The sequence below is a fragment of the Gilliamella sp. M0364 genome, from assembly GCF_016100565.1.
In the GTDB taxonomy this organism is placed as follows: Bacteria; Pseudomonadota; Gammaproteobacteria; order Enterobacterales; family Orbaceae; genus Gilliamella; species Gilliamella apis.
This window is the reverse complement of the sequence record NZ_JACFSF010000001.1, coordinates 701,950-726,526: the sequence shown is the minus strand read 5'-3', so window position 1 is coordinate 726,526 and position 24,577 is coordinate 701,950. Positions and strand designations below refer to the sequence as shown.

26 protein-coding genes and 4 tRNA genes are annotated in these 24,577 nt (G+C 32.4%); 22 read left to right on the top strand and 8 right to left on the bottom strand.

All coding sequences use genetic code 11. From position 1 onward, the window contains the following. Window positions 1-244 precede the first annotated feature (244 nt). From H3U96_RS03320 to H3U96_RS03310, 3 genes are all read left to right on the top strand, one after another. Complete coding sequence (locus H3U96_RS03320) at window positions 245-1,234, top strand: 2-hydroxyacid dehydrogenase (RefSeq protein ID WP_065579384.1); 990 nt, start codon at window positions 245-247, stop codon at window positions 1,232-1,234. Between the two features lie 55 nt (window positions 1,235-1,289). After that, window positions 1,290-2,363 (top strand): lytic murein transglycosylase B, encoded by a 1,074-nt coding sequence (gene mltB / locus H3U96_RS03315; protein ID WP_086360803.1) that lies wholly within the window; start codon window positions 1,290-1,292, stop codon window positions 2,361-2,363. A gap of 768 nt (window positions 2,364-3,131) precedes the next feature. Continuing rightward, window positions 3,132-4,499, top strand: a complete 1,368-nt coding sequence (locus H3U96_RS03310) for a hypothetical protein (RefSeq protein WP_086360802.1) — start codon at window positions 3,132-3,134, stop codon at window positions 4,497-4,499. 116 nt (window positions 4,500-4,615) lie between these two features. Here H3U96_RS03310 and H3U96_RS03305 read toward each other — a convergent pair whose 3' ends face one another. Further along, entirely contained in the window at window positions 4,616-5,422 is an 807-nt protein-coding gene (locus H3U96_RS03305) for a sulfite exporter TauE/SafE family protein (protein WP_086360801.1), read from the bottom strand. A gap of 276 nt (window positions 5,423-5,698) precedes the next feature. On the opposite strand from H3U96_RS03305, the gene H3U96_RS03300 reads away from it, so the two are divergent. The 3 genes from H3U96_RS03300 (at window position 5,699) to H3U96_RS03290 (ending at window position 7,566) form a co-directional block, all read left to right on the top strand. Further along, window positions 5,699-6,118 carry an OsmC family protein gene (locus H3U96_RS03300; RefSeq protein WP_034902772.1) on the top strand — a complete coding sequence of 140 codons (420 nt, stop codon included), beginning with the start codon at window positions 5,699-5,701 and terminating at the stop codon, window positions 6,116-6,118. Between the two features lie 93 nt (window positions 6,119-6,211). After that, window positions 6,212-6,448 (top strand): hypothetical protein, encoded by a 237-nt coding sequence (locus tag H3U96_RS03295; RefSeq protein WP_086360800.1) that lies wholly within the window; start codon window positions 6,212-6,214, stop codon window positions 6,446-6,448. Between the two features lie 491 nt (window positions 6,449-6,939). Further along, entirely contained in the window at window positions 6,940-7,566 is a 627-nt protein-coding gene (locus H3U96_RS03290; protein WP_198195563.1) for a LysE/ArgO family amino acid transporter, read from the top strand. Window positions 7,567-7,602: 36 nt separating this feature from the next. Here the strand turns inward: H3U96_RS03290 and H3U96_RS03285 are convergent, their stop codons facing one another. Then, entirely contained in the window at window positions 7,603-8,559 is a 957-nt protein-coding gene (locus H3U96_RS03285) for a tetratricopeptide repeat protein (RefSeq protein WP_198191782.1), read from the bottom strand. A gap of 397 nt (window positions 8,560-8,956) precedes the next feature. Here H3U96_RS03285 and H3U96_RS03280 point away from each other — a divergent pair, with 397 nt between their 5' ends. Further along, window positions 8,957-10,918 (top strand): glycoside hydrolase family 3 protein, encoded by a 1,962-nt coding sequence (locus H3U96_RS03280; protein ID WP_198195555.1) that lies wholly within the window; start codon window positions 8,957-8,959, stop codon window positions 10,916-10,918. A 116-nt stretch (window positions 10,919-11,034) separates the two neighbouring features. On the opposite strand, the gene H3U96_RS03275 is transcribed toward H3U96_RS03280, so the two are convergent. The 4 genes from H3U96_RS03275 to H3U96_RS03260 all read right to left on the bottom strand — a co-directional run bounded on the left by H3U96_RS03275 (window position 11,035) and on the right by H3U96_RS03260 (window position 12,232). Next, window positions 11,035-11,652, bottom strand: coding sequence for a tetratricopeptide repeat protein (locus H3U96_RS03275; protein WP_086360797.1), 618 nt, complete (start codon window positions 11,650-11,652; stop codon window positions 11,035-11,037). 301 nt (window positions 11,653-11,953) lie between these two features. Continuing rightward, window positions 11,954-12,029 (bottom strand) — tRNA-Lys (locus H3U96_RS03270). 16 nt (window positions 12,030-12,045) lie between these two features. Continuing rightward, window positions 12,046-12,121, bottom strand: a tRNA-Val gene (locus H3U96_RS03265). 35 nt (window positions 12,122-12,156) lie between these two features. Then, window positions 12,157-12,232 (bottom strand) — tRNA-Val (locus tag H3U96_RS03260). A 201-nt stretch (window positions 12,233-12,433) separates the two neighbouring features. On the opposite strand from H3U96_RS03260, the gene H3U96_RS03255 reads away from it, so the two are divergent. The 6 genes from H3U96_RS03255 (at window position 12,434) to tusA (ending at window position 16,717) form a co-directional block, all read left to right on the top strand. Then, window positions 12,434-13,381, top strand: a complete 948-nt coding sequence (locus H3U96_RS03255) for a PilN domain-containing protein (RefSeq protein WP_086360796.1) — start codon at window positions 12,434-12,436, stop codon at window positions 13,379-13,381. Then, a complete protein-coding gene (locus H3U96_RS03250) occupies window positions 13,374-13,847 on the top strand; it encodes a hypothetical protein (RefSeq protein ID WP_065613434.1) in 474 nt (157 codons plus the stop codon). The genes H3U96_RS03255 and H3U96_RS03250 overlap by 8 nt, the downstream gene beginning before the upstream one ends. Then, a complete protein-coding gene (locus H3U96_RS03245; protein ID WP_086320361.1) occupies window positions 13,844-14,215 on the top strand; it encodes a hypothetical protein in 372 nt (123 codons plus the stop codon). Before H3U96_RS03250 ends, H3U96_RS03245 begins: the two co-directional genes overlap by 4 nt. Before the next feature lie 29 nt (window positions 14,216-14,244). After that, the gene (locus H3U96_RS03240) at window positions 14,245-15,537 is read left to right on the top strand and encodes a secretin N-terminal domain-containing protein (protein ID WP_198195553.1); all 1,293 of its coding nucleotides are present in this window, start codon (window positions 14,245-14,247) and stop codon (window positions 15,535-15,537) included. Window positions 15,538-15,653: 116 nt separating this feature from the next. Next, on the top strand, window positions 15,654-16,460 hold the full coding sequence (locus H3U96_RS03235; RefSeq protein WP_198195551.1) for a Cof-type HAD-IIB family hydrolase: 807 nt from the start codon (window positions 15,654-15,656) through the stop codon (window positions 16,458-16,460). Window positions 16,461-16,486: 26 nt separating this feature from the next. After that, window positions 16,487-16,717, top strand: a complete 231-nt coding sequence (gene tusA / locus H3U96_RS03230; RefSeq protein WP_034902442.1) for a sulfurtransferase TusA — start codon at window positions 16,487-16,489, stop codon at window positions 16,715-16,717. 39 nt (window positions 16,718-16,756) lie between these two features. On the opposite strand, the gene H3U96_RS03225 is transcribed toward tusA, so the two are convergent. Beyond that, on the bottom strand, window positions 16,757-17,161 hold the full coding sequence (locus tag H3U96_RS03225) for a protein YgfX (RefSeq protein ID WP_198195550.1): 405 nt from the start codon (window positions 17,159-17,161) through the stop codon (window positions 16,757-16,759). A gap of 437 nt (window positions 17,162-17,598) precedes the next feature. On the opposite strand from H3U96_RS03225, the gene H3U96_RS03220 reads away from it, so the two are divergent. From H3U96_RS03220 to H3U96_RS03195, 6 genes are all read left to right on the top strand, one after another. Next, window positions 17,599-20,139, top strand: coding sequence for a penicillin-binding protein 1A (locus H3U96_RS03220; protein ID WP_217332407.1), 2,541 nt, complete (start codon window positions 17,599-17,601; stop codon window positions 20,137-20,139). 13 nt (window positions 20,140-20,152) lie between these two features. After that, the gene (gene rsmD, locus H3U96_RS03215) at window positions 20,153-20,716 is read left to right on the top strand and encodes a 16S rRNA (guanine(966)-N(2))-methyltransferase RsmD (protein WP_065579351.1); all 564 of its coding nucleotides are present in this window, start codon (window positions 20,153-20,155) and stop codon (window positions 20,714-20,716) included. Next, window positions 20,716-20,973, top strand: a complete 258-nt coding sequence (locus H3U96_RS03210; RefSeq protein ID WP_034902452.1) for a DUF1145 domain-containing protein — start codon at window positions 20,716-20,718, stop codon at window positions 20,971-20,973. The genes rsmD and H3U96_RS03210 overlap by 1 nt, the downstream gene beginning before the upstream one ends. Window positions 20,974-21,044: 71 nt before the next feature. After that, window positions 21,045-21,120: transfer RNA gene (locus tag H3U96_RS03205), tRNA-Gly, on the top strand. Between the two features lie 762 nt (window positions 21,121-21,882). Beyond that, window positions 21,883-22,158, top strand: a complete 276-nt coding sequence (locus H3U96_RS03200; RefSeq protein WP_065651277.1) for a type II toxin-antitoxin system Phd/YefM family antitoxin — start codon at window positions 21,883-21,885, stop codon at window positions 22,156-22,158. 2 nt (window positions 22,159-22,160) lie between these two features. Next, window positions 22,161-22,493, top strand: a complete 333-nt coding sequence (locus tag H3U96_RS03195; RefSeq protein ID WP_086360793.1) for a type II toxin-antitoxin system RelE/ParE family toxin — start codon at window positions 22,161-22,163, stop codon at window positions 22,491-22,493. Window positions 22,494-22,826: 333 nt separating this feature from the next. Here H3U96_RS03195 and H3U96_RS03190 read toward each other — a convergent pair whose 3' ends face one another. Then, complete coding sequence (locus tag H3U96_RS03190) at window positions 22,827-23,153, bottom strand: type II toxin-antitoxin system RelE/ParE family toxin (RefSeq protein WP_065651275.1); 327 nt, start codon at window positions 23,151-23,153, stop codon at window positions 22,827-22,829. Window positions 23,154-23,185: 32 nt separating this feature from the next. On the opposite strand from H3U96_RS03190, the gene H3U96_RS03185 reads away from it, so the two are divergent. The 3 genes from H3U96_RS03185 to H3U96_RS03175 all read left to right on the top strand — a co-directional run bounded on the left by H3U96_RS03185 (window position 23,186) and on the right by H3U96_RS03175 (window position 24,473). After that, window positions 23,186-23,395, top strand: a complete 210-nt coding sequence (locus tag H3U96_RS03185) for an SDR family oxidoreductase (protein WP_254422568.1) — start codon at window positions 23,186-23,188, stop codon at window positions 23,393-23,395. Between the two features lie 121 nt (window positions 23,396-23,516). Beyond that, window positions 23,517-24,038, top strand: coding sequence for a DUF2867 domain-containing protein (locus H3U96_RS03180; protein WP_198195549.1), 522 nt, complete (start codon window positions 23,517-23,519; stop codon window positions 24,036-24,038). Between the two features lie 153 nt (window positions 24,039-24,191). Continuing rightward, a complete protein-coding gene (locus H3U96_RS03175; RefSeq protein ID WP_198195548.1) occupies window positions 24,192-24,473 on the top strand; it encodes a YciI family protein in 282 nt (93 codons plus the stop codon). Window positions 24,474-24,577: the final 104 nt, after the last annotated feature.

Genomic DNA, 24,577 nt, shown 5'->3' with positions numbered 1-24,577 from the left:
AGTGCTATCATAGCATAATAAAAAAAAAAGTAATTGCTAAAGCCATCATAAAACGTTTTACTATATATGTAGATTTGTTGATGCCCAGTTTTCAAGGCTAAAATAGCCAATTAAATCAAAATAAATCAAAACTCAGCATTCAATGTTGTCAAAATTAGCATGTGACAATGTGTTTCAATCATCATTTAAAATCAAAACAATACATCAATTTATCTTAAAGGGAGTAGCCATTATGAAGAAAACTGTGAAAGTTGCTGTTTTTAGCAGTAAACATTACGACAAAGAACATCTAGAAATCACAAATAAGCATTTTGGATTTGAAATTGAATATTATGAGCATAAATTAAGTCATAAAACAGTGGTTACTGCTGAAGGATATGATGCTGTATGTGTGTTTGTAAATGATGAAGTGGATAAACGAGTATTACAAAAATTAGCTCATTATGGGATTAAAATATTAGCCTTACGCTGTGCTGGTTTTGATAATGTCGATCTGGCTGAAGCTAAGAAATTAGGCATTACTGTAGTTCGTGTTCCTGCTTATTCGCCAGAGGCAGTGGCCGAACATGCTGTTGCATTAATGATGACATTAAATCGTAGAACACATAAAGCTTATCAACGTACACGTGATGCTAATTTTTCTTTAGAAGGATTGACAGGTTTTAATATGCATAATCGTACGGCTGGGGTTATTGGTACAGGTAAAATTGGTCAAGCTGTTATTCGTATTTTAAAAGGATTTGGCATGAATATTTTAGCTTATGATCCTTATCCTAATGATATTGTCGTTGAATTAGGTGCGCAATATGTTCAATTAGATGAACTCTATACTAAATCCGATGTGATTACTTTACACTGTCCGATGTCACCAGAAAATTATCATCTACTCAATAAAGAGTCATTTAATAAAATGAAAAATGGTGTGATGATTATTAATACTAGTCGTGGTGGTTTATTGGATGCAACCGCAGCCATTGAAGCTTTAAAACAAACTAAAATTGGTGCGTTAGGCATGGATGTGTATGAAAACGAGCGAGATCTTTTTTTCGAAGATAAATCCAACGATGTTATTTTAGATGATGTATTCCGTCGCTTATCATCATGCCATAACGTGCTGTTTACTGGTCATCAAGCATTTTTAACCCAAGAAGCATTGTTAAATATTTCTGATACAACATTAAATAATATTGCTCAAATTGCAGAAGGGAAAGAATGTCAAAATATTGTTAAATAACAATAAATAATTTAATATATCGCCGTTATTTTAATTAATTAAATATGGATGATTTATGCAACGTATCGTTATTTGTCTCATGATGATTTTATGGCTTGCTGCTTGTTCTAGTGGCGGTTCTTCTAAAACACCTATGCAGAAACATCGAGGGTATTCAGATGTAAAAGGTGGTGTTTATTTAGAGAAACAGCATGAACAGCCGAAACCTATTAGTGCACCTTTATCTGTTGATAAAGAAAAGTTTATTACCATGATGGTAAAAAAACATGGTTTTAATCGTCAACAGCTTCGTACAGTTTTAGAGCAGACAAACAAACTTGATTGGGTAATTGGTCTAATGGATAAGCAAGCACCTAAATCAGGCTCTTCAAATGTACCGAATGGCGCTTGGATTCGGTATAAAAATAAATTCATTACACCAAATAATTTGCCTAAAGGCGTCGATTTTTGGAATAAATATGATAAAGATTTACAACGAGCATATAAAGAATACGGTGTGCCCCCTGAAATCATTGTTGGTATTATTGGCGTTGAGACAGGTTGGGGCCGAGTAATGGGCAAAACAAAGATAATCGATGCATTATCAACGTTAGCATTCCATTATCAAAGACGATCACAATATTTTGCAAAAGAGTTGGAAGACTTTTTAATTATGTGTCGTGATGAAGGGGTAGATCCCTTTGATTTGAGTGGATCATTTGCCGGCGCTATGGGATATGGTCAGTTTATGCCATCGGCATTTAGAAATCATGCTGTTGACTTTAATCATGATGGTCATATTGATTTATGGGATCCAGTTGATGCGATTGGTAGTGTGGCTAATTATTTTAAATCACATGGTTGGCAACGCAATAAAAAAGTGGCGGTCATTGCTGATGGACAAGCGCTTTCTCTTGATACAGGTTTTAGTACCAAATATTCAATTGAGCATTTAGCTCAATCAGGATTAAAGCCAAAAAGTTCATTAGAAGGTCATAAAGAAGTTAGTTTGTTACGTTTAGATATGGGCGATAGTTATCAATTTTGGTATGGTTTACCTAATTTTTATGTAATTACTCGTTATAATCATAGTACACATTATGCTATGGCGGTATGGCAATTAGGATTAGCTGTTAAACAAGCCAGATAAAATAACGTTAAATCACAAAATTAAAGGCCGCAAAATGCGACCTTTTTTATTAATTCCAGTAAACTCTGTTCAAAATTTGAGGAGAGGGGTTTTTACAACTTTAAAATTAGTTAAATCAAAGCAAATAACTATTCAAGTTGTTGGTAAAAATACAATCAGTTCTTGCAATATTTTCTTTTACTGTTAAAAATAATTTTCAAGGCTTATGCTATTAAATTGCCCTTACAATCAAGGACATTAAGGATAGAAAATATCAAAGGCTAGTTTGTTAATATCTAATAAAAAACTGGTTAATCAAATAGTGGTTAATTTTCAGTATAATTATATTAATAAAATTTAACGAACGTTAAATAATCCTGGTAAAACTAAACCGTCTTTAATAATCAATCTTAAAAAGCTAAAATAGCTTAAGATTATCCTAATTACTTAGAATCAATATCAATTCATTCTGTATCAAAATAATTGTTTTTACAAAACTTAACAATTTTTAGACAAAAAATTGTTGCGTAGTTTTTCCTAATAATTATACTTCTTTAAATCACATAAAAAGTGATTAGATAGACTATAATTTAGTCATTTAAATAGGAAAAGTTTAAATTAAACATGAAGTTACTTGACGAGGTTGTCTCGATGCGTTATAATGTTTAACACCAAACACCAAACACCAAACCTGTAAAACCAACTTTATTTTTAAGTTTATTTTTATCGAGTCCGCTCTATTTAGTTCCAGTACTACTTTTTTTATCGCTTCCATTTAGTAGCTATGCTTTGACTGCTAGTACAACAAATTTTATTCATGGTAATGCACCTTATTTAACCTTCGATGGTGGTCAAACTCGCGTTACTGATATGAATAATTTACTTGGTATCAGCTTATCTGATGGTAGAACTTATTCGCCAAATAATAATTCGTCGACCAATCCGATTGTATTGCCGGATATAAATGAGACATTAATTAATGTTAATATGTTAGTACCAACCAATGCGAATTCAATTGCATTAAATACACTTATTGGAGCGCCCTATAATTATTGGGGGGATGATGATGGCGATGGTCAAGGCAGTAATGGTATTGCAGTTACAGGTAATTTAACGCTCACCATTACTGATAAAAATAATCAAAAAATATCGCGTAATACCGCATTAGATATTTGTAATGCACCTTATAAAGTGGTATTGAGTAGTGATGGTGGTACATTATCTACCCAGTATGGTGTACCTAAAAGTAGTGATTTTAGTGGTAGTAGTGCGACTTATTATATTAATCCTAAAGCTCCTCCAAAGATCTGTTTTGCGAAACCTACATTAAGATATGGTTCAGATACTGAGATTAGTGGTATAGACTTTCGTGGTCCGGCTTCAATGTGGGATCCAAGTACATGTTTTATTGTGCAGTCTAGGGATCCTTCATCTTATGGTTTGAATTTCCCAACAACTGGTGCTAATAATCTATATTTTGATTTAGATATTGGTGGTGTAGGGCCATTGAGATGGGATCCGGTTACTCATGATGGAATAACTGCTACCATGACGCCGAACTCTTCCGGTACCACTGTTCGCGTTATACTTACCGGTCCTGTTGCTAACGAAGCTCAATGGCAATCAGATTCTCCTGGTATTATATATAGACCTTCTTTACCTCAGACATTCGAGTTGGTTGGTAGAGATAGTTTAGATAATGCAATTATTAAATATGGTTTTCAATTAAAGAAATGGTTCATCAATCGAGGTAATAAAAGTTCTAATTATAGTTTAGCATTATCATGGTGTAGGAGTATTGGTTACAGTGTACCTCAAGTTAAGGACTTAACTAATGCGGTTTGTTCAGGACCATGGAGTGCTGATAACTGTCAGGGTGCTATCGGAGCCATACCATCATCTACTGGTAATCACTACCAGCGTCGAATAAATGCTGGATTTTTTACTGAATGGGGATACCTAACCAACTACATTGGTGCGGGTACAGGTCACTATTATTTGTATTGGACTAGAGATCAATCAGGAAGTGAGCAGTTTATCGTTTACCCTTATGGCGGTGATGTTATATGTACAATCCAGCCATTAACTTTTATGAACCCTACAGTTTTTATGCTCTCTGTACTTCATCTTAATTGTTGTTTCTTAAATCAAGATTGAATAACTAAAATAGAGTCAGGTAAAATTATTCTTGTTTAGAATAAATAGAGAAGTCATATTAATCGCGCCAAATAAGAGCGATTAATATTTTTGAGAACAGGGATTTTAAGTATAAATCAAGAAACGATAAGTTTGACTGAAATTAATAATAAGAAGATACCAAAATATCTAATTAGTTTATTTATTGGTAATTTTTGAGTAATTTGAACTCCGACTTTTGCCATTGGTATGCTAGCTAACATAATTGATAATACTGCGGGTAAATAGACGAACCCTAAACTGTATTTTGGTAGTTCTTGGATATTCCATCCAGCGATGATGTAACCAATAGTACCGCCAAGGGCAACAGGTAAGGTAAATGCCGCAGAAGTACCGATTGCTTTTCGCATATCCACTCCGCATTTCTTTAAAAAAGGTACCACTAACACACCACCACCTACACCAACTAATGCAGCGAATACACCAATTAATCCGCCGATGAATACATAGATTATGTTAGGTAATGATGTCGATTGGTTATCTTGTTTTTTCGCAACTTTTCCAGTTTTTAGAATAAATTTACTGCCTGTATAGATGAGGAAAACAATAAAAATCCATTTGAGCCAAATACCGGGAATATAAGGTGTCATGTAGGAGCCACCAATAGTGCCAATAATACAACCTAACACCATCTTTTTTAAGATCGACCAGACAATATTATGATTTTTATTTTGAACCCAACTTGATGATAAACTAGTACCAATGATCGTTGCTAGAGATGAAGCCACAGCGATATGGTTTATCCATTGCCCGCCATGACCAAAATAATCGAGTAGCATAAGTAATGCTGGTACAATTAACGCTCCACCACCAATACCAAACATACCTGCCAGTAATCCAGCCAATGCGCCTATACAAAGCAAGATAATAAATTCAATAATCATACTCTATCCTTAAATTGTGAATTCATAAAACTAATTATTTGATTATTTATTAGTTATAATGACTTTTTTGGCAAGTCTATTTAAAATAGTATTGGTTCTGTACTATGGCAATATTGTACTGAGGCTAGCTAAAAATACCAGTAGATAGTTAATTATTGATGACTTATATCAGAAAAAATAATTCAAAAGATGACATATCGTTTAAAAAGACTTATGTTATTTAGCAATTAATATGAATAAATATGTTTAGTTAATTTTTGATGAAAGGGGAAAATAATGAAAGATCGTTTGAAATGGATTGATGAGTTTGGTTTTTTAGCTGAAACTGCAAGTGGGCATTCCTTGGTAATGGATGGCGGTCTTGAACATGGCGGTCGAAACCGAGGTGCTAGACCTATGGAGCTTTTGTTACATGGTGCTGCAGGTTGTATGGCTTACGACATTATTGCTATTTTGAAAAATAATAAAAAGGATGTTCGAGATCTTTGGATCGACATTGATAAAACTCAAGCCACCTCTTCGCCAAAAGTGTATACCTCAATTAATTTTCATATTGTAATTACTGGTAATAATATCGATAACGAGGCTGTTGAAAAGGCGATTAAACTTGCATCTGAAAAATATTGTAGTGCTTCAATTATGTTAGGTAAGACAGCCAAAATGTCCTACACTTATGAAATAAGGGATCATGTTTAATAACTTTCTTATAACAGATAGTTATAAGTAAATAACCAGCTGATATTAGTCTGCATTGTTTAATCTATTGTTGGCGCTTTATGTGCATTTATTATGTTACATGTATCAGTGATAGGTTATTTTAAGTTTAAAAAACGTTCGAATGGTTGGCGAGCTAATTTATTTGATATTTTAATCCCTATTATTGGCATTGTAGTATTATTACCTGTATTGTTACATATTGATAATTATGCAAAAATCATCGGTGGTGTTTGGTTAGTTATAGGAATAATCATTCTTATTTTAAATAAAAATAAATGCCAAATCGATTGGTTAGAGACAAATAAATAATCAAGATTTTGTTTAATCAAGCTATTAGTTGTCTGAATTTATAATGGATAAAATATTTTAAAAGCATTTTCTAAGCTAAAAAATTTGAGGAAAGGGGGTTTTTTTACCTCTTCCTCTAAGTAATCGTAAGTTTTACTGTAACGAATAATAGGAAGATAGCAAAATAGTTAATCAGTTTCTTTATTGATAGTTACCTTGCAATTTATCTAACAATGTTTGCTATAAGCTTAATAGAAAATACTACCGCTTTTACCAATCTAAAAATAAGCTGATAATTTTATTTGTGCTAAATAAGATAATAAACTCAACGATAATAAAACTTTGTTGTTTACATTTTTAATTAATCATATTTCGATTAGTTAACTTCCAGATTTTTAATGATTAATAATTGTATGACTGTTTTTTTATAAAGGATGCATAATCATTGTTGTTTTAATAGTTATACGCATAACCTTTTTGTATAATGCTTCTTATTTACGATGTTAAGTTCAATGCTGACAGAAATATTACGTGGCTCGATGATTTCGGCAAGTTTGATTATAGCTATTGGTGCACAAAATTTGTTTGTACTTAAGCAGGGGTTATTAAAAAATCATATCTTTTTTGTCGCTGGTATTTGTTTTATCTGTGATTTTACCTTGATGACTATCGGTATTTGGGGAGTCGGAGCATTTATTAGTCGTAATCCTATCATTACCGACGTGCTTGCCATTTTGGGCGCTTTATTTTTGATTTGGTATGGATTTAATGCCTGCAAGAGTGCAATACAAGGTAACAGCACTATGCAAATTGATTCTACTCAGCAACAAAAGAATGCGTTAACTAAGGTTATATTGTCTACTTTGGCTGTTACTTTACTTAATCCCCATGTTTATTTAGATACAATTGTAATTGTTGGTGGTATAGCTGGCACTTTATCAACTGAGCAAAAATGGGCATTTTTAATTGGTGCTGTTTGTGTTTCTTTTATTTGGTTTTTTGGTATTGGTTACGGTGCTAGGTTACTTATACCATTATTTAAACAAAAAAGAATGTGGGTTATATTGGACTCAATTGTAGGAGTCGTTATGTTCTATATTGCTTACCGACTTATTTTTTATATTATTTATGGCAGTTGAATGTTGTTAATTTCCCCACAACATTCAACTTGAAAATCAATTAGCATTAGCCTGAGTACAACTTTCTTCATAGCCATTTTGACAAGCTAGATAATAATAATGTCTGGCTCGTTCTGGATCTTTATCAACTCCCAAACCTTGTTCATAGATAATTGCTAACATGTATTGGGAGCCTGCTTCATTTTGAGCGGCTGCAAACTCAAATGATTTTCTGGCTTTGGTATAGTCTTGCTTAAAATAAGTACCTTCATAGAAAAATAAGCCTAAATTGTATTGTGCTAATGGTGATCCTTGTTTGGCAGCTTCGATATCCAATTTTACACCTTTAGCCAAATCTTTGGTTAGTCCAGCATAACCATTGTAGTACATTATAGCCAAATTATGCTTTGCATGACGATCACCACCTTTTGCAGCTATTTCATAATATTTTCTTGCTTTAAATTCATCTTTTTCAACACCACGACCATTTGCATAAAGAACGCCTAAATTATAAGTTGCTTGCATATTTCCTTGTTGTGCGGCTTTTTCATACCATTCTCTAGCTTTGACAAAGTCTTGATAAAATCCACTATCATCTATATTTTTTTCAATTCCTTTGTATGTCTTTTGGGGTTCGGCTTCTTCATATAGAACACCAAAGTAAAATTGACCGATGGGATCTCCACTTAATGCTGATTCTTCAATCAGTTCTTTACCTTTTTGTTTATTTTTATCAATTCCATTACCAAAAAAGTACATTGAACCCAAAACTGCTTGTGCACTCATATGATGTTGTTCGGTTGCTTTTTCAAACCATTCCTTTGCCTTGGTAAAATCTTGTTTAACTCCTTCACCCTTTAGATACATGCGGCCTAAATAGAATTGAGCTTCAGCATCATTTTGCTGCGTTGCTTTTTTATATTGCTCATCAAAAAAAGCCTCAATATTTTCAACTGCAAAGCTGGCATTTATTGCAAATAAAAATAAGCTAATCATTACTATTAATCTGGTCACTGTTTCACCTTATTTGTCACTAAAATTTAATATCTATTGTTACTAAATACATTCATATATGTAGCATTATTTAGTTAATTGGCATTAAAAATTTTTATCATTATCAATGTATAACTAGAATATGTTTAGTTAATCTAATAATAACGTGATATTTATCACAATTATAATATTTTTTGTTTATGACAAAAGTAAGTTTTTAATATTATGCTAATTTATAAATTAGGATTGTTACTGTTTAGTTCACATAACTATTCAGGCAAAACCTAAACATCTTACTCAACAAGGTGTTTAGGTTTTTTTGCTTTAAGAAAGCCAAATATATTAATAACTAGGGAATATCTGTTTTAGCGGCTATGCAAAATTAATTGGATACTGAGTAAATAGACAAGGGGTTCTTATGACAAATAAACTAGTGAAATTAGCATTATTGGTTAGTGCGGCTTTGGCTGTTGGTCAAGCTGTTGCTATTGAGCAGGTTGAGATTAAAAACCATCAATTAAAGAAAATTGTAATTGATAATCTAGAATTTAAAGACTTTGATAAAGATGGCAAATTGTCTCCTTTTGAAGATTGGCGTTTGTCGCCTGAAGTTCGTGCTAAAGATCTACTTAGCAAATTGTCGTTAGAAGAAAAAGCAGGGCTGATGATGCATGGTAATGCCAAAAGTTTAGGCGATGAGCTTGGTCATGGAGATAAGTATAATTTAGAAGAAATTAAACAGTTAGTGCTTGATGATAAGGTAAATAGTTTAATTACTCGTTTAGAGGTGAATCCAAAAGATTTTGCTGAGCAAAATAATCAATTACAACAAATTGCAGAGTCCTCTCGTCTGGCTATTCCTCTTACCATTAGTGTTGATCCTCGAAACACTTTCTATTATGGCTATAAAGTAACGAGTAAAGCTGGATTTAGCCAATGGCCAGGGACATTAGGTATGGCGGCGATTGGTAATGAGTCAATTATAAATGAGTATGGAAACATTATTCGACAAGAGTATCGTTCACTAGGGGTAACTCAGGCTTTATCTCCTATGGCAGATTTAGGAACTGAGCCACGTTGGTCTCGTTTTGAAGGTACATTTGGCGAAGATCCAATGCTAAGTAAAAGTATGGTGCGTGGTTATATTTCAGGTATGCAAAATGGCAAACTTGGCTTAAATTCACAAAGTGTGGCTGCCGTCGTTAAACATTGGGTTGGTTATGGTGCTGCAGAAGAGGGGTTAGATAGTCATAACTCTTATGGTAAATATGCACTCTATACTCATAAAAACAGTTTAGAACAACATATCATACCATTCACTGGTGCATTTGAGGTCAATGTGGCTGCAATTATGCCGACTTATTCTATTTTAAAAAATGCCCAATTAAATGATCATAAAATTGAACCTGTCGGCGGAGGTTTTAATCGCTATTTATTGAAAGATCTATTACGAGATACTTATCAATTTAAAGGGGTGATTATTAGTGATTGGAATATTACAAAAGATTGTAATGAAGTTTGTATCAACGGTAACCCGCCTGATATAGCTCCTAAAGCGGAAGGAATGCCATGGGGAGTAGAAGATCTTACTGTTGAGCAACGTTTTATTAAAGCTATTCAAGCCGGTGTTCAACAATTTGGTGGAGTGAGCAATAGCTCTGTTATTGTGTCAGCTGTAAAAAACAATAAACTGGATGAAAAAACTATTGATAGTGCAGTTTTAGCAATCTTGACGCAAAAATTTGCTTTAGGACAATTTGAAAATCCTTATGTTGATCCTAATGAAGCAAGCCGTTTCGTTGGCAATCAAGATTTCCAAAAAGTTGCTGATAAAGCGCAATTTGATTCATTGGTTTTATTAGAAAATAAAGATAAGATTCTGCCATTGAAATCCAGTAGTAAAGTCTATTTATATGGTTTTGCTGAAGATGCTAAAAATACCTTAAAAGGTAAAATAACTATTGTTGATAAATTAGATCAAGCTGATGTGGTTGTTGCTAGAGTTAATGCGCCTTATGAACAAAAACATAAAAATTACTTCTTTGGTGCAAGATATCATGAAGGTTCACTAGAATATACTGCTGATGATAAAGATATAAAATTTATTAATGACGCAAGTAAAAAACATCCCGTTGTAGTCACTGTTTATTTAGATAGACCTGCAGTTTTAACTCCGGTAAAACAAATAGCAAATGCAGTGGTTGCAAATTTTGGTGTAAATGATGATGTGTTATTTAAACGATTATTGGATAGTCAACCATTCAGCGCTAAATTACCATTTGCATTACCAGACTCAATGAATAGTGTTATAAAACAATCTTCTGATTTAGCAAACGACATGCAGGCATTATATCCATTAGGTTATGGTTTAACGCTTTAAGTTGTCTATTTTGTGCTATTGAATTTAGTTAAGGCAATAGCACAATTATTATTTTCAGTGGAGTTTTTAACTATAAATAAGCAATAAATTAAAAAATATGATAATTTTTTTCTGCTTTAACTACATCCACAATCTACACTGCTAGTTTTTTGTTTTTTTGCTTGATTATTTTTCTTGATAATTGCCTGAACTTTTTTGGAAACTACTGCCAAATGGTCTTTAGAATCTAAATAGTTTTGTTCTGCAGCTTTAGCAAACCATTGTTTAGCTTTAAAATAATTTTGTTTAACACCGGTGCCTTTATAATACATAGTTGCTAAAGTATATTGTGCTACAGGATCTCCTTTTTGCGCTGCTTTAGTATCCCATTCAATACCTTTTAGATAATTTTGCTTTGTACCTTGTCCGTTATAATACAACATAGCTAAACTATGTTGAGCGCCAATATGTCCTTGTTTAGCTGCTTTTTCAAACCATTCTTTTGCCTTGCTATAATCCGGTTCAGTTTTTTGTTCGGGCTCATTAATTGCCCCTTGTTCAATACCTTTAAATATCCGTTTTTTAACTGTATAACCATTAAAATACATTATTCCAACATGATATTGAGCCTCAGGATCATTTTGTTCTGTAGCTTTTTGATATTCACTTTCAAAATTTAATTCAGGTTGTTCATCAGCAAAAGTTGAACTATAGGTGAACAAACCTAATAATAGGATTAGAATTAATTTTTTCATTATATACCCAGTAATTTTATTACTGTAAAAGGACTGTAGCGAATTTATTCGTTATAGATAAATCTATTGTCGTTATGTAATTTAGCTATTTTATAAGCAAGTTTACAAAAGTATCAATAATTTTCTTTTGGTTAGTAAAAATGTTGAGTCGTGAGCTAGATTGTTCGGCACATCGTGAGCCTCACCTTTTCAGGGCCAACACTTTGTGTTGTTCAAATTCGTTCCAGACGAATTTGTCGAACGCTAGCGTTCTCATCGCTAAGTAATTTATCTGTAGTGGAATAGGTGAAAGAGAAAAAAGTGGTGGGTCGTGAGCGATTCGAACGCTCGACAAACGGATTAAAAGTCCGCTGCTCTACCGACTGAGCTAACAACCCATTAAGATAGTAAAAGTGGTGGGTGATACCGGGTTCGAACCAGTGACCCCCTCCTTGTAAGGGAGGTGCTCTCCCAACTGAGCTAATCACCCCAAGTGTTTTATTTCTAAAACATCACGGTAAGAATTGGTGGGTGATACCGGGTTCGAACCAGTGACCCCCTCCTTGTAAGGGAGGTGCTCTCCCAACTGAGCTAATCACCCTTACCGTGTGGATGTGCATTATAAGGCACGTCTTATTTCAGTCAACCTTTTTTTTTAATTTTCCTTAAAATTAACCCTGTTCGGTTTAATTTTAGACATTTTTTGGATGATACTTCGCAAATATGCATATTGTTGGCTTATTTACAGCTACTTATGATTATTATTTTGTGATATCACTAATCAATATTATTTAAGATACATATGATATTTTTTAATAAAAAATGTGCTGTTATTACAATCGAACCAGAAATATTAAGCTATCAAGTGGTAACTGTTAAAGCCCTTAACGAACATTCTAATAATAAAAATTTAGCTGATATTCCTTATCAAAACTCGACTGATATTGAGCAACTGATACAAAATTTAAAAAAACAGCAGCCAAAATTAACCGCAATAGCACTGAATTTAGGCCAAAGTTACGTTCAGTTTCAGAAAACGGCTTATCCTGAGGTGAAATTAAATTCAGCAGAATTAACTTTATATGTAAAAGCAATAATCAGTAAACTATTTCAGTTACCGGCAAACAATATGTTTTTCGATTTTGTGTCATTAGCAGGTCATCCTAAAACTATTATGATTGCTATTTGTGAGAGTGATACAGCCAATTATTGGATAGATTTATCCAAAAAACATGGTTTAAATTTGCTTTCTATTAATAGTAAGTTTGATAATATTAGATTTAATTTTTTACCGTGGCGCCAGCAAAAAGCAAGGCAGCATCAGTTTCAATTACTACTTTTCATGGTTAGCTTTATTGGTTTATTGAGTTGTTTCTTCTTTTATCTTTTACTTGATAGCCAAACTACATTTACTCAATATTCGAAACAGCTATCAACACAACAAGCGCTAGAACAGCAATTGTCTGCTCAATTAGCAAGTTTTATTCCTAATCCTTCACCAAGTCAAAAACAGATTCAACAATCGCTACAAATGTTTGCAGAAATTCTGCCGGAGACAATTTGGTTAAGATTGTATGAATATGAAGCACAAAAGATAAAAATTACCGGTCAAAGTATTAATTATGTAGATATTATTAATTTTAATCAGCAACTTTTATCCAGTCATGAGGTAAATAGTAGCCAGGTGAAAAATATTGAAAATATTGGAGACAGTTTGTTATTTCAAATGGATATTGAATTAAATGAATAATGATTTTTTTTATAGACCTATTTGGCAACAATATTTAATCAGCCTTTTGTTACCTTCAATTGTGTTTTTTATCTGTTATCAGTTTTTTATTCAAGAATTAAAACAACAAACTGAGATGCAAATTGCAATATATGAAGAAAAGAAAACGACAATTAAATTACTTCAATCAAAAATTGAACGTTATCAATCTGCTAAAAATAGTTCGCTAACTTTACTAACAGAACTTGAGTTTGCTAAAGCAATCAAACGTAATCAATTGCACTTAACTTCCTTTAAATATGAGAAAAATGAATCGTCAAGTTATTGGCATATTGAGCTACAAGGGCAGTTTATTAATTTTATGCAATTTATTAGTGAATTAAATGACAATTTTTATTATTTAGATTTTCAGAATTTTATTATTGATAAACAAGATACTTATTTGCTAATTAAATTTAGCATATTGATTAAAAGGGATATTAAATGAATCATTATCTTATTATCAGTTCTTTTTTATTAATGATTTGTTGTTTTAATGTTAATGCAGATATTCATTTAACAAGGGATCCTTTTTTACAAACTATTAATTTTAGTTGTCAGGAGCAGACAGATATTCTTAATAAACAGATCCAAGTTTGGCAATATAAAGGTTATATCCATCGCATAGAGAACCATTACCAACAATTATGGCTTTTTTCTGAAAATAATTGGTTAGCGATTACTGATAATACTATACCGCATATTTTGTTTCCATGGACTATAAGTGCTGTATTAGACGATAAACTTTTATGGCAAGCAAGTTTACCTAACTATTGCAATCATAATGTGTTATGGACAATGCCGTTGACAAAATAAGTGACTATTCTAGTTTAAGGTTGTGATTAATGTTTAAAATTGGCCTGATTTTAAAAAATTTTGCAAAAAAATATTTAAATATTGTTATTTTAGCTATTCTTTTTTCTATGTCATGTTGGGCAAATCCTAAAACTTTATCAAGTGCTGAATCGGACGATCTAGTTTCTATAAATTTTTATCAAACAGACATTGCCATAATTTTGCAAGCACTTGCTGACAATAAACAAATGAACTTAGTCATGGTCGATGATTTGTCAACCAAACAAACCATTAAACTACAAAATGTTACATGGCAAAAAGCATTAACAGTTGTTTTAAATTCTGCAAATTTACGCGCTGAAATTGACGATAATATCTTATTTATATCAAAAGCTGATGATCCAGAGGAGTTGCTTCAAAAAAAATTACTAGAACAAAAAGAACTGCAGTTAAATGAGCCTCTAACTTTACTAACTATTCCAGTTAATCATGCTGACCTTAGTAATCTAGTTGAAACAATTCAATCACAAGGATTATTATCTGAGCGAGGTAAAGCGATTATCGATAAAAGAACTAACTCAATTATTATTACCGATATGTCTAAACAATTTTCTAACATTAAAAAATTAGTTAAAAGTTTGGATCAGCCAATTCCTCAAGTACATATTTCGGCTCATATTGTCACAATGAATAAGCAAAGTATGGATGAGTTAGGCATAAAGTGGGGATATACGGGGCACTCATCACAAGTATTGAGTAAGTTTGATGTTGACTTTGGTGTCACCAATGCAGCATCTTCGGTTGGCTTCAATTTAGCAAAACTTTCAGGTAGTTTGTTAAATCTTGAACTTTCGGCACTAGAATCAGAAAACCAGTTAGAAATTATAGCAAGTCCGAATTTGTTAACGGCAAATCAAAATATGGCTTCGATAAAACAAGGCACAGAAATCCCTTACGAAGTTTCAAATGGTGGTAATGGATCAACATCCATTGAATTTAAACAAGCTGTATTAGGTTTAGAAGTTACCCCGAAAATTATTGCTAACGATCAAATGATATTAGATTTATATATCACACAAAATACGGCTGGTCGTTCAATAAAGCGACGTGATGGGGGCGAAGCGCTAGCTATTGAAACACAGGAAATTAGAACACAAGTCAAAATTAAAAGTGGCGAAACTGTTGTATTAGGTGGAATTTTCCAACAAATTAATAATGTTAGTAAAAATAGCGTTCCAGGCATTAGCAATGTACCCATTATCGGTAATGCTTTTAAAAACAAAGCAAAAAAACAACAAAAAAGAGAATTAGTTATCTTTATTACGCCGCAATTAGTTGAGTAAATAGTCATGGAGTTGTATCATACTCAATCTTATTTTGTTACTTTGTTTTGAGCATATTAACTCACAGCAAAATATAGTCGCTAAAATTACAATTTATTATAAAAGTTGAGAATATCATGTTTCATTTTGTCGCTTCTGATTTAGATGGTACTTTGCTAAATACTGAGCATAGCTTATCGCCATTTACTAAAAAAATTCTTCAAGCTTTACGTCAAATGGGAATTCACTTTGCCTTTGCTACTGGTCGACACCATATCGATGTTGGCCAAATGCGCGAAAATATGGAAATCGATGCTTTTATGATAACCGCAAACGGCGCCAGAGTTCATGATAGTCGTGGTAATTTAGTTTTTAGTCGCAGTTTTGAAGCTAATATAGCTTGTGAATTAGCACAAATTTGTCAGGACAGTCCATATATTTATACACATGTTTATCGTGGTGATGATTGGTTAATTAATAAACCAGATGCATATTCGCTTAGTTTTTTCACTGATACAAAATTTAAATATCAATTCTTCGACCCGCGTAACTTTGCTGCTGATGATATTGCCAAAATTTATTTTACCACTTCTGATGTTGCACATAACCATCACTTAGTCGAACTAAAACACAAAATTGAACAACAATTTGGTAAAAAAGTTAGTATTGCTTTTTCCACAGCAAACTGTCTTGAAGTAATGGCGGAAAATGTAACTAAAGGTAGTGCATTAAAGTTAGTGGTTGAAAGCTTAGGTTATCAACTTAAAGACAGTATTGCCTTTGGTGATGGTATGAATGATTATGAAATGTTAAAAATGGCAGGGAAGGGCTGTATTATGAAAGATGCGAGCCCTGAACTTAAGTCGTTACTTCCTGAACTTGAAGTAATTGGCTCTAATGCTGATGATGCTGTACCTCACTATTTAGCTAATCTTTTACTTTAATTTGAATAGTTATATTAACCATAAATATGATTGTTGATAAAGATCTTAATACTCTGGGCCTGCGTTGCCCAGAACCCATTATGTTAGTTCGTAAAGCGATTAGAGAATTAGCTGTTGGCCAAATTCTACATGTTATAGCTGATGATTTGGCTACAACTCGTGATATTCCTAGCTTTTGTCGGCATATGGACCATCAATTAGTTAACGCGCAAATTGAATCAGTACCATTTGAATATTGGATTAAAAAATCACATTAATAAATTGATCTGAATAATTCTCAATTAAATTTATTTTCATTATGATAAATCAATTTGTTTTAAATGATAGTGTAGTGTGCGCCAATCATTAGGCGCAAGGTTATCGATCATTAAAAACAGTACTCTTCTTTTGCCATCGCGACATGATTTTAGATTTAAAATTACCATATAACGTAAAAGTAGTGGTTTTCGTATTAAATGCCAACGTTGTTTATGCCAATAAATTTGATGTATATAATCAAATAATGCCAGTTCTCCGTTAATAGTTCTGAAATAATTGACACTACGCCACCATTCAACGATTAAAACTAAAATTAAAATATAGGTATAACAATTTAGATATGTATTGGCAAACTGAATTAAGCTGATGATTATTAAAATTAAATAAAAACAGCAAGAACCTAATAATTGTAAAAAAGATGGAGTAAGGTTTGTGCTCCACATATTGTTACTCTTTAATTAGATGTAAAACACAATTATTTAATCAATTTATTTGTTTTATTTAAAAATATAAAAATATTGTGAGATAATACGTAAAATCCTTGAATAATTTACTGGCAATACAGTTAAAATCGACAATTTGTTCACAATTTTTGCACTGTTCTATCATGTATTGATGGTAATTTATTAATCAACGTATTAGTAACGAAATATAAGAATTGCAATTAATTTTAAGCTAAATTTCTCATTTAAATTAAAAGAGTTAATGGTTAAAAATCTGATTCAAATATTATTTGAAATATAGATAATTACTGCTTTTTATTTTGAGTCTTATCGAGTAAGTAGTATACTCGTCGGTTAAAAATGATTTGATATAATAAATATAACAACAGTTTTATTATCTTTTTTTGATCAAAAAATCAATTGGATAGGAATGATTTGTGATAATACTAAAAATATTAAAATTTTGTCTTAAACTTTTTATAGGTTTATTTCTTTGTGGCTTAATTATAGGTATAGCTGGTTATAGCTATTATTCAAAAGATTTACCGGATGTTGCAACATTAAAAGATGTTAGATTACAAACACCTATGCAAGTGCTAAGTAAAGATGGTGAATTGATTGCTGTCTTTGGTGAACGTAGACGAATACCATTAAAATATGATGAAATTCCACCAATTGTCGTAAATGCTGTTATTGCTACCGAAGATGCTCGTTTTCATGAACATTTTGGGATTGACCCAATTGGTATTGTACGAGCAATGTATGTAGGATTAAAACAAAAAGGCTTTTCACAAGGTGGTAGTACTATTACTCAACAAGTTGCTAAAAACTTTTTCTTAACACCGGAAAAAAGCATATCTCGTAAAGTAAAAGAGATGATTATTGCTATTCGTATGGAGCAAGAATTATCTAAAGACGAGATAATGGCGTTATATCTTAATATGATCAATTTTGGATCGCGAGCATATGGTATTGCTGCCGCATCATTTACCTTTTTTGGTAAAACACCTGATCAGTTAACCGTAGATGAAGCCGCATTACTTGCTGGTTTACCAAATGCTCCTTCAGCGTTTAATCCGATTTCTCATCCAGATAAGGCGTTAATTAGACGTAACTGGGTCTTGGGACGAATGTTAGACCAATCTTATATTACTCAAGCTGAATATGATGAAGCAATTAAGAAACCTTTAAATGCCAGTTACCATACGCCAAATATTGAATTTTCTGCACCATATGTTGCTGAAATGGCAAGACAATTTATGTACGATAAATTTGGTGAAAATGCCTATACTGACGGTTATAAAGTTTATACAACCATCTCTAAAACTGATCAAGTTGCAGCAACTGAAGCAGTTCAAAAACATATTATTGATTATGATATGCGACATGGCTATCGAGGCCCCGAAAAAGTCTTATGGGAAAATAATGAGCCAGCATTAAACGAAGAGCAAATCCAAGAAGCCTTACACAAATATATTTGCTATAGCGGTATGTGCCCAGCAGTGGTATTAGAATCGAATGATAAGGAAGCAACAGCTGTATTATCTGACAAAAGTAATATTAATATTGCTTACCAAGATATGAAATGGGCAAGAAAATTTATTAATGATAATCAACAAGGTGCATTGCCAAGAAAAGTTAATGACACGTTAAAAGCAGGTCAACTAATTTGGGTAAAAAAATCTGGTGATAATTGGGGCTTAGCGCAAATACCAGCTGTTAATGCCGCATTGGTTTCTCTTGATTCGGATAATGGTGCTATTAAGGCAATTGTTGGTGGTTATGATTTCAATTTAAGTAAATTTAATCGTGCAACACAAGCATTACGTCAGTTAGGTTCTAATATAAAACCATTTATTTATACAGCAACTTTAGAACAGGGCTTAACCATGGCTACGCTACTTAATGATGCACCTATTGTGCGGACTACTGGAAGTGTAACATGGCGTCCAAAAAATTCTCCTCCTAACTATGCAGGTCCTTTAAGAATGCGAATCGGTTTAGGAATGTCTAAAAACGTGATGATGGTAAGGGCGTTACGTGCTATAGGTATTGACTATGCGGCAACCTATTTAGAACGTTTCGGATTCCCGAAAGAAAATATTTCTCATAATGAATCGTTAGCCTTAGGTTCTGCATCATTTACACCTTTACAAGTTGCTAGAGCATATTCAGTAATCGTGAACGGTGGCTATTTAATTACGCCATATTTAATTGAAAAAATTGAACACGACAATGACAGTGGTGTTATTTATCAACACCAACCATTAATTGCTTGCCATAATTGTAACGATGAGGTTGTTAAATTTGATTCAGTTTCTGTATCGTTAGATAACGTTGAAAATGAATCGAATGAAATAGGTAATGAAGAGCCAGAAGAGGCAAATCTTAAGTCAGAAGATAATCTAATCCTACCTGATATTAATAATGATAACAAAACCGTTGATGTAACACCTAAATATGCGCCACACACGGTTGATAGCGGTATTGCTTATATTATGAAAGATGGATTACGTACCATTGTTTTTGGTGGTTCGGATTGGCAAGGTACAGCATGGCGTGTAAAAGCCTTAGGTCGAAAAGATGTTGGTGGTAAAACTGGTACCACTAACCAATCGAAAGATGTCTGGTTTTCTGGATTTGGTGGCAATATTGTCACATCGGTTTGGATGGGCTTTGATGATCACCGTCGTGCTTTAGGGCGGACTTTCCGTGCCGAAGCTGGTGCAGTTACAGCTAACCCAGTCTGGGTTGACTATATGAAAGTTGCTCTTGAAGATGTGCCAGAAAAACAAGATGTAAAACCAGATAATGTGATTTCAGTGACAATTGATCAACGAACCGGAATGTTACCAGGTTCTGGTGCAAGAACAATGTCTGAATACTTTATTAAAGGAACTGAGCCAACTACATATGGATCACAAGAAGTTGGTACTAGTGTGACGGATTCACAAGGCAATACTCAAGAACTATTCTAAGTAAGGTTATTATATGAATGGTTCAATAAGAATTATTGGTGGTAAATGGCGCGGTAGAAAATTATCAGTTCTTGATAAACAAGGCCTGCGTCCAACCACAGATAGGGTAAAAGAAACTTTGTTTAATTGGTTAATGCCAATTATACAAAATAGCAATTGTTTAGATTGTTTTTCAGGTAGTGGATCATTAGGTTTTGAAGCTGCATCACGTGGAGCTCAATCAGTCACATTATTAGAGAAAGACAAGCAAACAGCTAATCAGCTGAAAAAAAATAAACAACTCATTGCCAGTAATAATATTGATATTTATGCAACCGATACTTTTCAATGGTTAGATAAACCTGCGCAAAAACAATTTGATGTTGTTTTTATCGATCCGCCTTTTCATCAATCATTGATTGAAAAGACAGTACAACTCCTTGAAAATAATCATTGGCTTACTTCATCAGCTTATATTTACATCGAGTCTGAAACAAATCATGATCTAACTAGTTATATCCCATCAAATTGGTATTTACATCGGGAAAAAACCGCCGGCCAAGTTCATAGTTATTTATTTATACGAGAAGAAAAATAATGTTTATACTTTTGGGCAAATCAATCTATTCATTTATATGGTTATTTTTATTATTTAACTTAGTTCATCCATTTCCAAAGCCAGCCAATATTGTTGCTTACGTTGGATTGGCTGCATTTGTTATAACTCATGGCTTACAAGCTTGGTTATTACAATCAACAATGACCAACCAAGAAAAGCAGCAGGATAAATTTAGAGCACTTAGACTTTTTATTTTTGGTGTTTTTGAAACACTTAGCTGGAAGAATAAAAAATAACGGTTAAAAAAGGTTGCCATAGACTAATATTTTTGTATAATGCTCACCACTTCTTTCGAAGCAATCAATATGCGGGAATAGCTCAGTTGGTAGAGCGCAACCTTGCCAAGGTTGAGGTCGCGAGTTCGAACCTCGTTTCCCGCTCCAATTCAAAAAAACTATTCAAATCAATTAGTTGTAATATCGGTTCGAGTTGTATAAATATTTTTCTTTTGTATTTAAAATATTGATATTACTAATAAATATAGCTTACCCCCTCTTTTCATACCCACTCCAACCAAGCATAAGTGGCACCTAATTTAGTACATCAGAAACTGGGTAGTACTTCAGATAAAGACCTGTAATATTATGATTTTATTTATTATATAAAGCTTATCCCATAAGCCCTTGTGAAATTCATGTTTTAGGTTAAAAACTTACTTTATTACAATCGTTTGCAACGTAAGATATCATATGAGTACTGTGTACTTGATTTAGTACCTCGGAAGCCAGGTAGTACATTGGCTTTAAACTTCAGTGTATAATTATTTCATTGAAATAATGAGTCTTTATCTCTATGGAATTAATAAATTTAATGGTCTAATGATTAAAGCCTGAGAAAAAAACTACTCAATTCTTGATGATGTCAAATATTGTTGAAAAGTACAACACGAATCTAAAAATATTCAGGTGCAGGAAAGTAATCCTAAATATAAGCAAATGGGCAATCCAGAGGTTGGTTTTGTTGAACCTTCTTTGAAGAGATTTAGCAAGATTGACCACAATTTTATTCGCTGTGGAATGAGCTAGATTATCAATCAACTCATCAAGAAAATATAACTAGATGTTTAGAAAAAATATTTAATTCTTTTTAAAAACCTAATTAGGTATATAATTAAATCATTAAAAAGCATCATTAAAGGGCCTATTATGAATTTAAGCGGACAAGTAAAATCTATTACCTACTTAAAAAACAATACGGGTGAAGTCATGAGCAAATTAGCTGAAGATAGACAGCCGTTAGTTATTACCCAAAACGGTGAAGCTACAGCTGTTTTAGTGGAAGTGAGTGAGTATGATAGGCAAATGAATACGATTGCTATGTTAAAGCGACTTGTTATCTCAAGTCAACAACGACAAAAAGGCCAAAGTCGTTCAGTCGATGAGGTATTTGATGAGATTCTAAGTAAAGATAGCGAAAGTTAATCATGACGGTCAAATATAGAGTTGAAATCGTTGATATTGCCAGTAAAGATATCAACCAGATTTACCAATATATTAAAAAATATGATTGTATTGAAAATGCTAGATATGTATTTAATCAGCTTAGAGAGACTATTAAAAAACTTGAGATACTTCCCCAACGTGGTTCTCATCCTTATGAACTTTATGAGTATGGGATGATAGAGTACAGAGAGATCAACTTTAAGGTTTATCGGATTATTTATTATATTGATGAAACAACAAAGATAGTTTCTGTTGAAATGGTGATAGATAGTCGTAGAAACTTGTATGCACTATTAGACGATCGTTTCAAGTAACTATGTTTAAAACTGTACTAATGCTGACTTGTGGCCATTAGTACTATAACTCCATTTTTAATGGTATTATCCTAAACTTTAACTGTCACGTTTAGTGGATAGAAATCAATTAAATCTTACTAATCTTGTTTGAACGATTAGCAGACATCATCCGTGCCTTCTATATAACGTTTATCGTTTTTAACGAGTTTTATATCCATTATGAGGTACACTGTGTAAGAGTGAGTTTGTTAATGTTATCAATATAACATAATTCCATAGAATAAAAAGTCATTGATGGTATAGCAATAACGGCTAATTATTAGCCTTATAACCCCTAATTTGTAATACACCCTACCTTAATAAACGCCGCGTTAATAATGCTTGCATATCACGTCTGTCATCGGAATTTAAAAAGATAACGACCTGTTGGTGGATGATTTTGTAGATAAGCCGGTAGGATTTAAACAAGGTTTGACGATAATCACGATTGCCTAAATCTAGTAACTCTTTAGGAATACAGCATTTTTCATTAAAATGGCTTAAATTCTTAGCAGTTTTTAATAGTTCATCCAATACGTAATTGGCATTTTCAAAGCAGTCATACTCTGCTATATAGTCATAAATGGCAGCTAAGTCAGCCTCTGCATCTTGAGTTAAAGCGACATTATACGCGAGCATTAGCTTTAGAATTATCTTCATCAAATATACAAGTGAATGCCATTGCTAAAGGTGTAATTGATACCCCACTAAATGCAATTCATAATGCACAAGATAGAGAAAATTTAGCTAAAATGTCTCCTATGGGCAAAATTGGCAATCCGCAAAATATCGTTGATGCAGCTGTTTATTTAACGCAAAGTGAATTTGTGACTGGAATGACAATGATAGTAGATGGTGGCGCCTCAACGGGTGTTTGGTAGAAAAATAACTAAAATTAAATAAAACTGCAAGTAATAACTATTTATATATTATTGATTGATAAATGTATAATCATACAGCAAAATTAGCTAATAATTTATTTACTTGCCAATTGAGTTAGTGATGGATGGTAAGAAAACAAATATTATTAATAAATTAAATAATTTATTAAACCATCAGGTAACTTTAATTGCGGAAGATATTAATTATTTAAGTTACCAAACTACCTCTCTTCCTAAAGATATTTCTGCTTATGACGCTTATAGAATGATGACTCAATCTCAACCGAAATGGCTTAAAATATTATTTCAGATGAGAGATTTTTTAGGCCTAATGGTTGGAATTAGAACAATAAAAGGTTTTGAACAGTTAGGTGAAAATATACCTAATATTGGTGATATAGTGCATTTTTTTAACGTTATTGAGTTAGAAAAAGATAAATTAACTTTAATCGTTAGAGATCATCATCTAGATGTTTGTTTACATCTTCGTTTAATTGAAGATAATGATAAACAAAATAAATTATATGTAATTACATCAGTCAAAAATCATAATTTTATCGGCAAGGTATATATGGCACCAGTGTCTGTACTACATCCACTGATAGTTAATAGACTATTGAAAAATCTTAAAGCTAAAAAATGAATTTACTAGTAAACCCGGATTGATTTTTTGATTGCACAATTAACCATCGTTAATTTTTTTATGATAAAAGATCACAATAAGCCAAACTTTTTAGTTCTGAAAAATTTAGCTAAAGATTTATCTAAATAATTTAAAATATATAAGGAATATATAATGATAATTGTAACTTTTAAATTTAAAAAACCTTTGGAAGAATTGTTAGCTAAATTTGAAGAACATAATAAATTTTTAGATGAGTATTTTGCCAACAATAAGTTTATCGCGTCAGGTCCTTTAGAGGATAAAACAGGTGCAATTATTGTAGTAATGAGTGATTCACTTGAAGAAGTTAAAAATATTATGAAATTAGATCCGTTTTGTATTTATGATCTTGTTGATTTAGAATTTACTTTATTTCAAGCGAATAAAATTTCGTCTAACTTATTAAATAATTAAGTTTATATTATCTGATCCGAGCAGATAAAAGGCTGTTGCGTATAATAGATTGAATAATTTAGGAAATACTAAAAAAATTCACTCGTATAAAACTCATTTTCTTT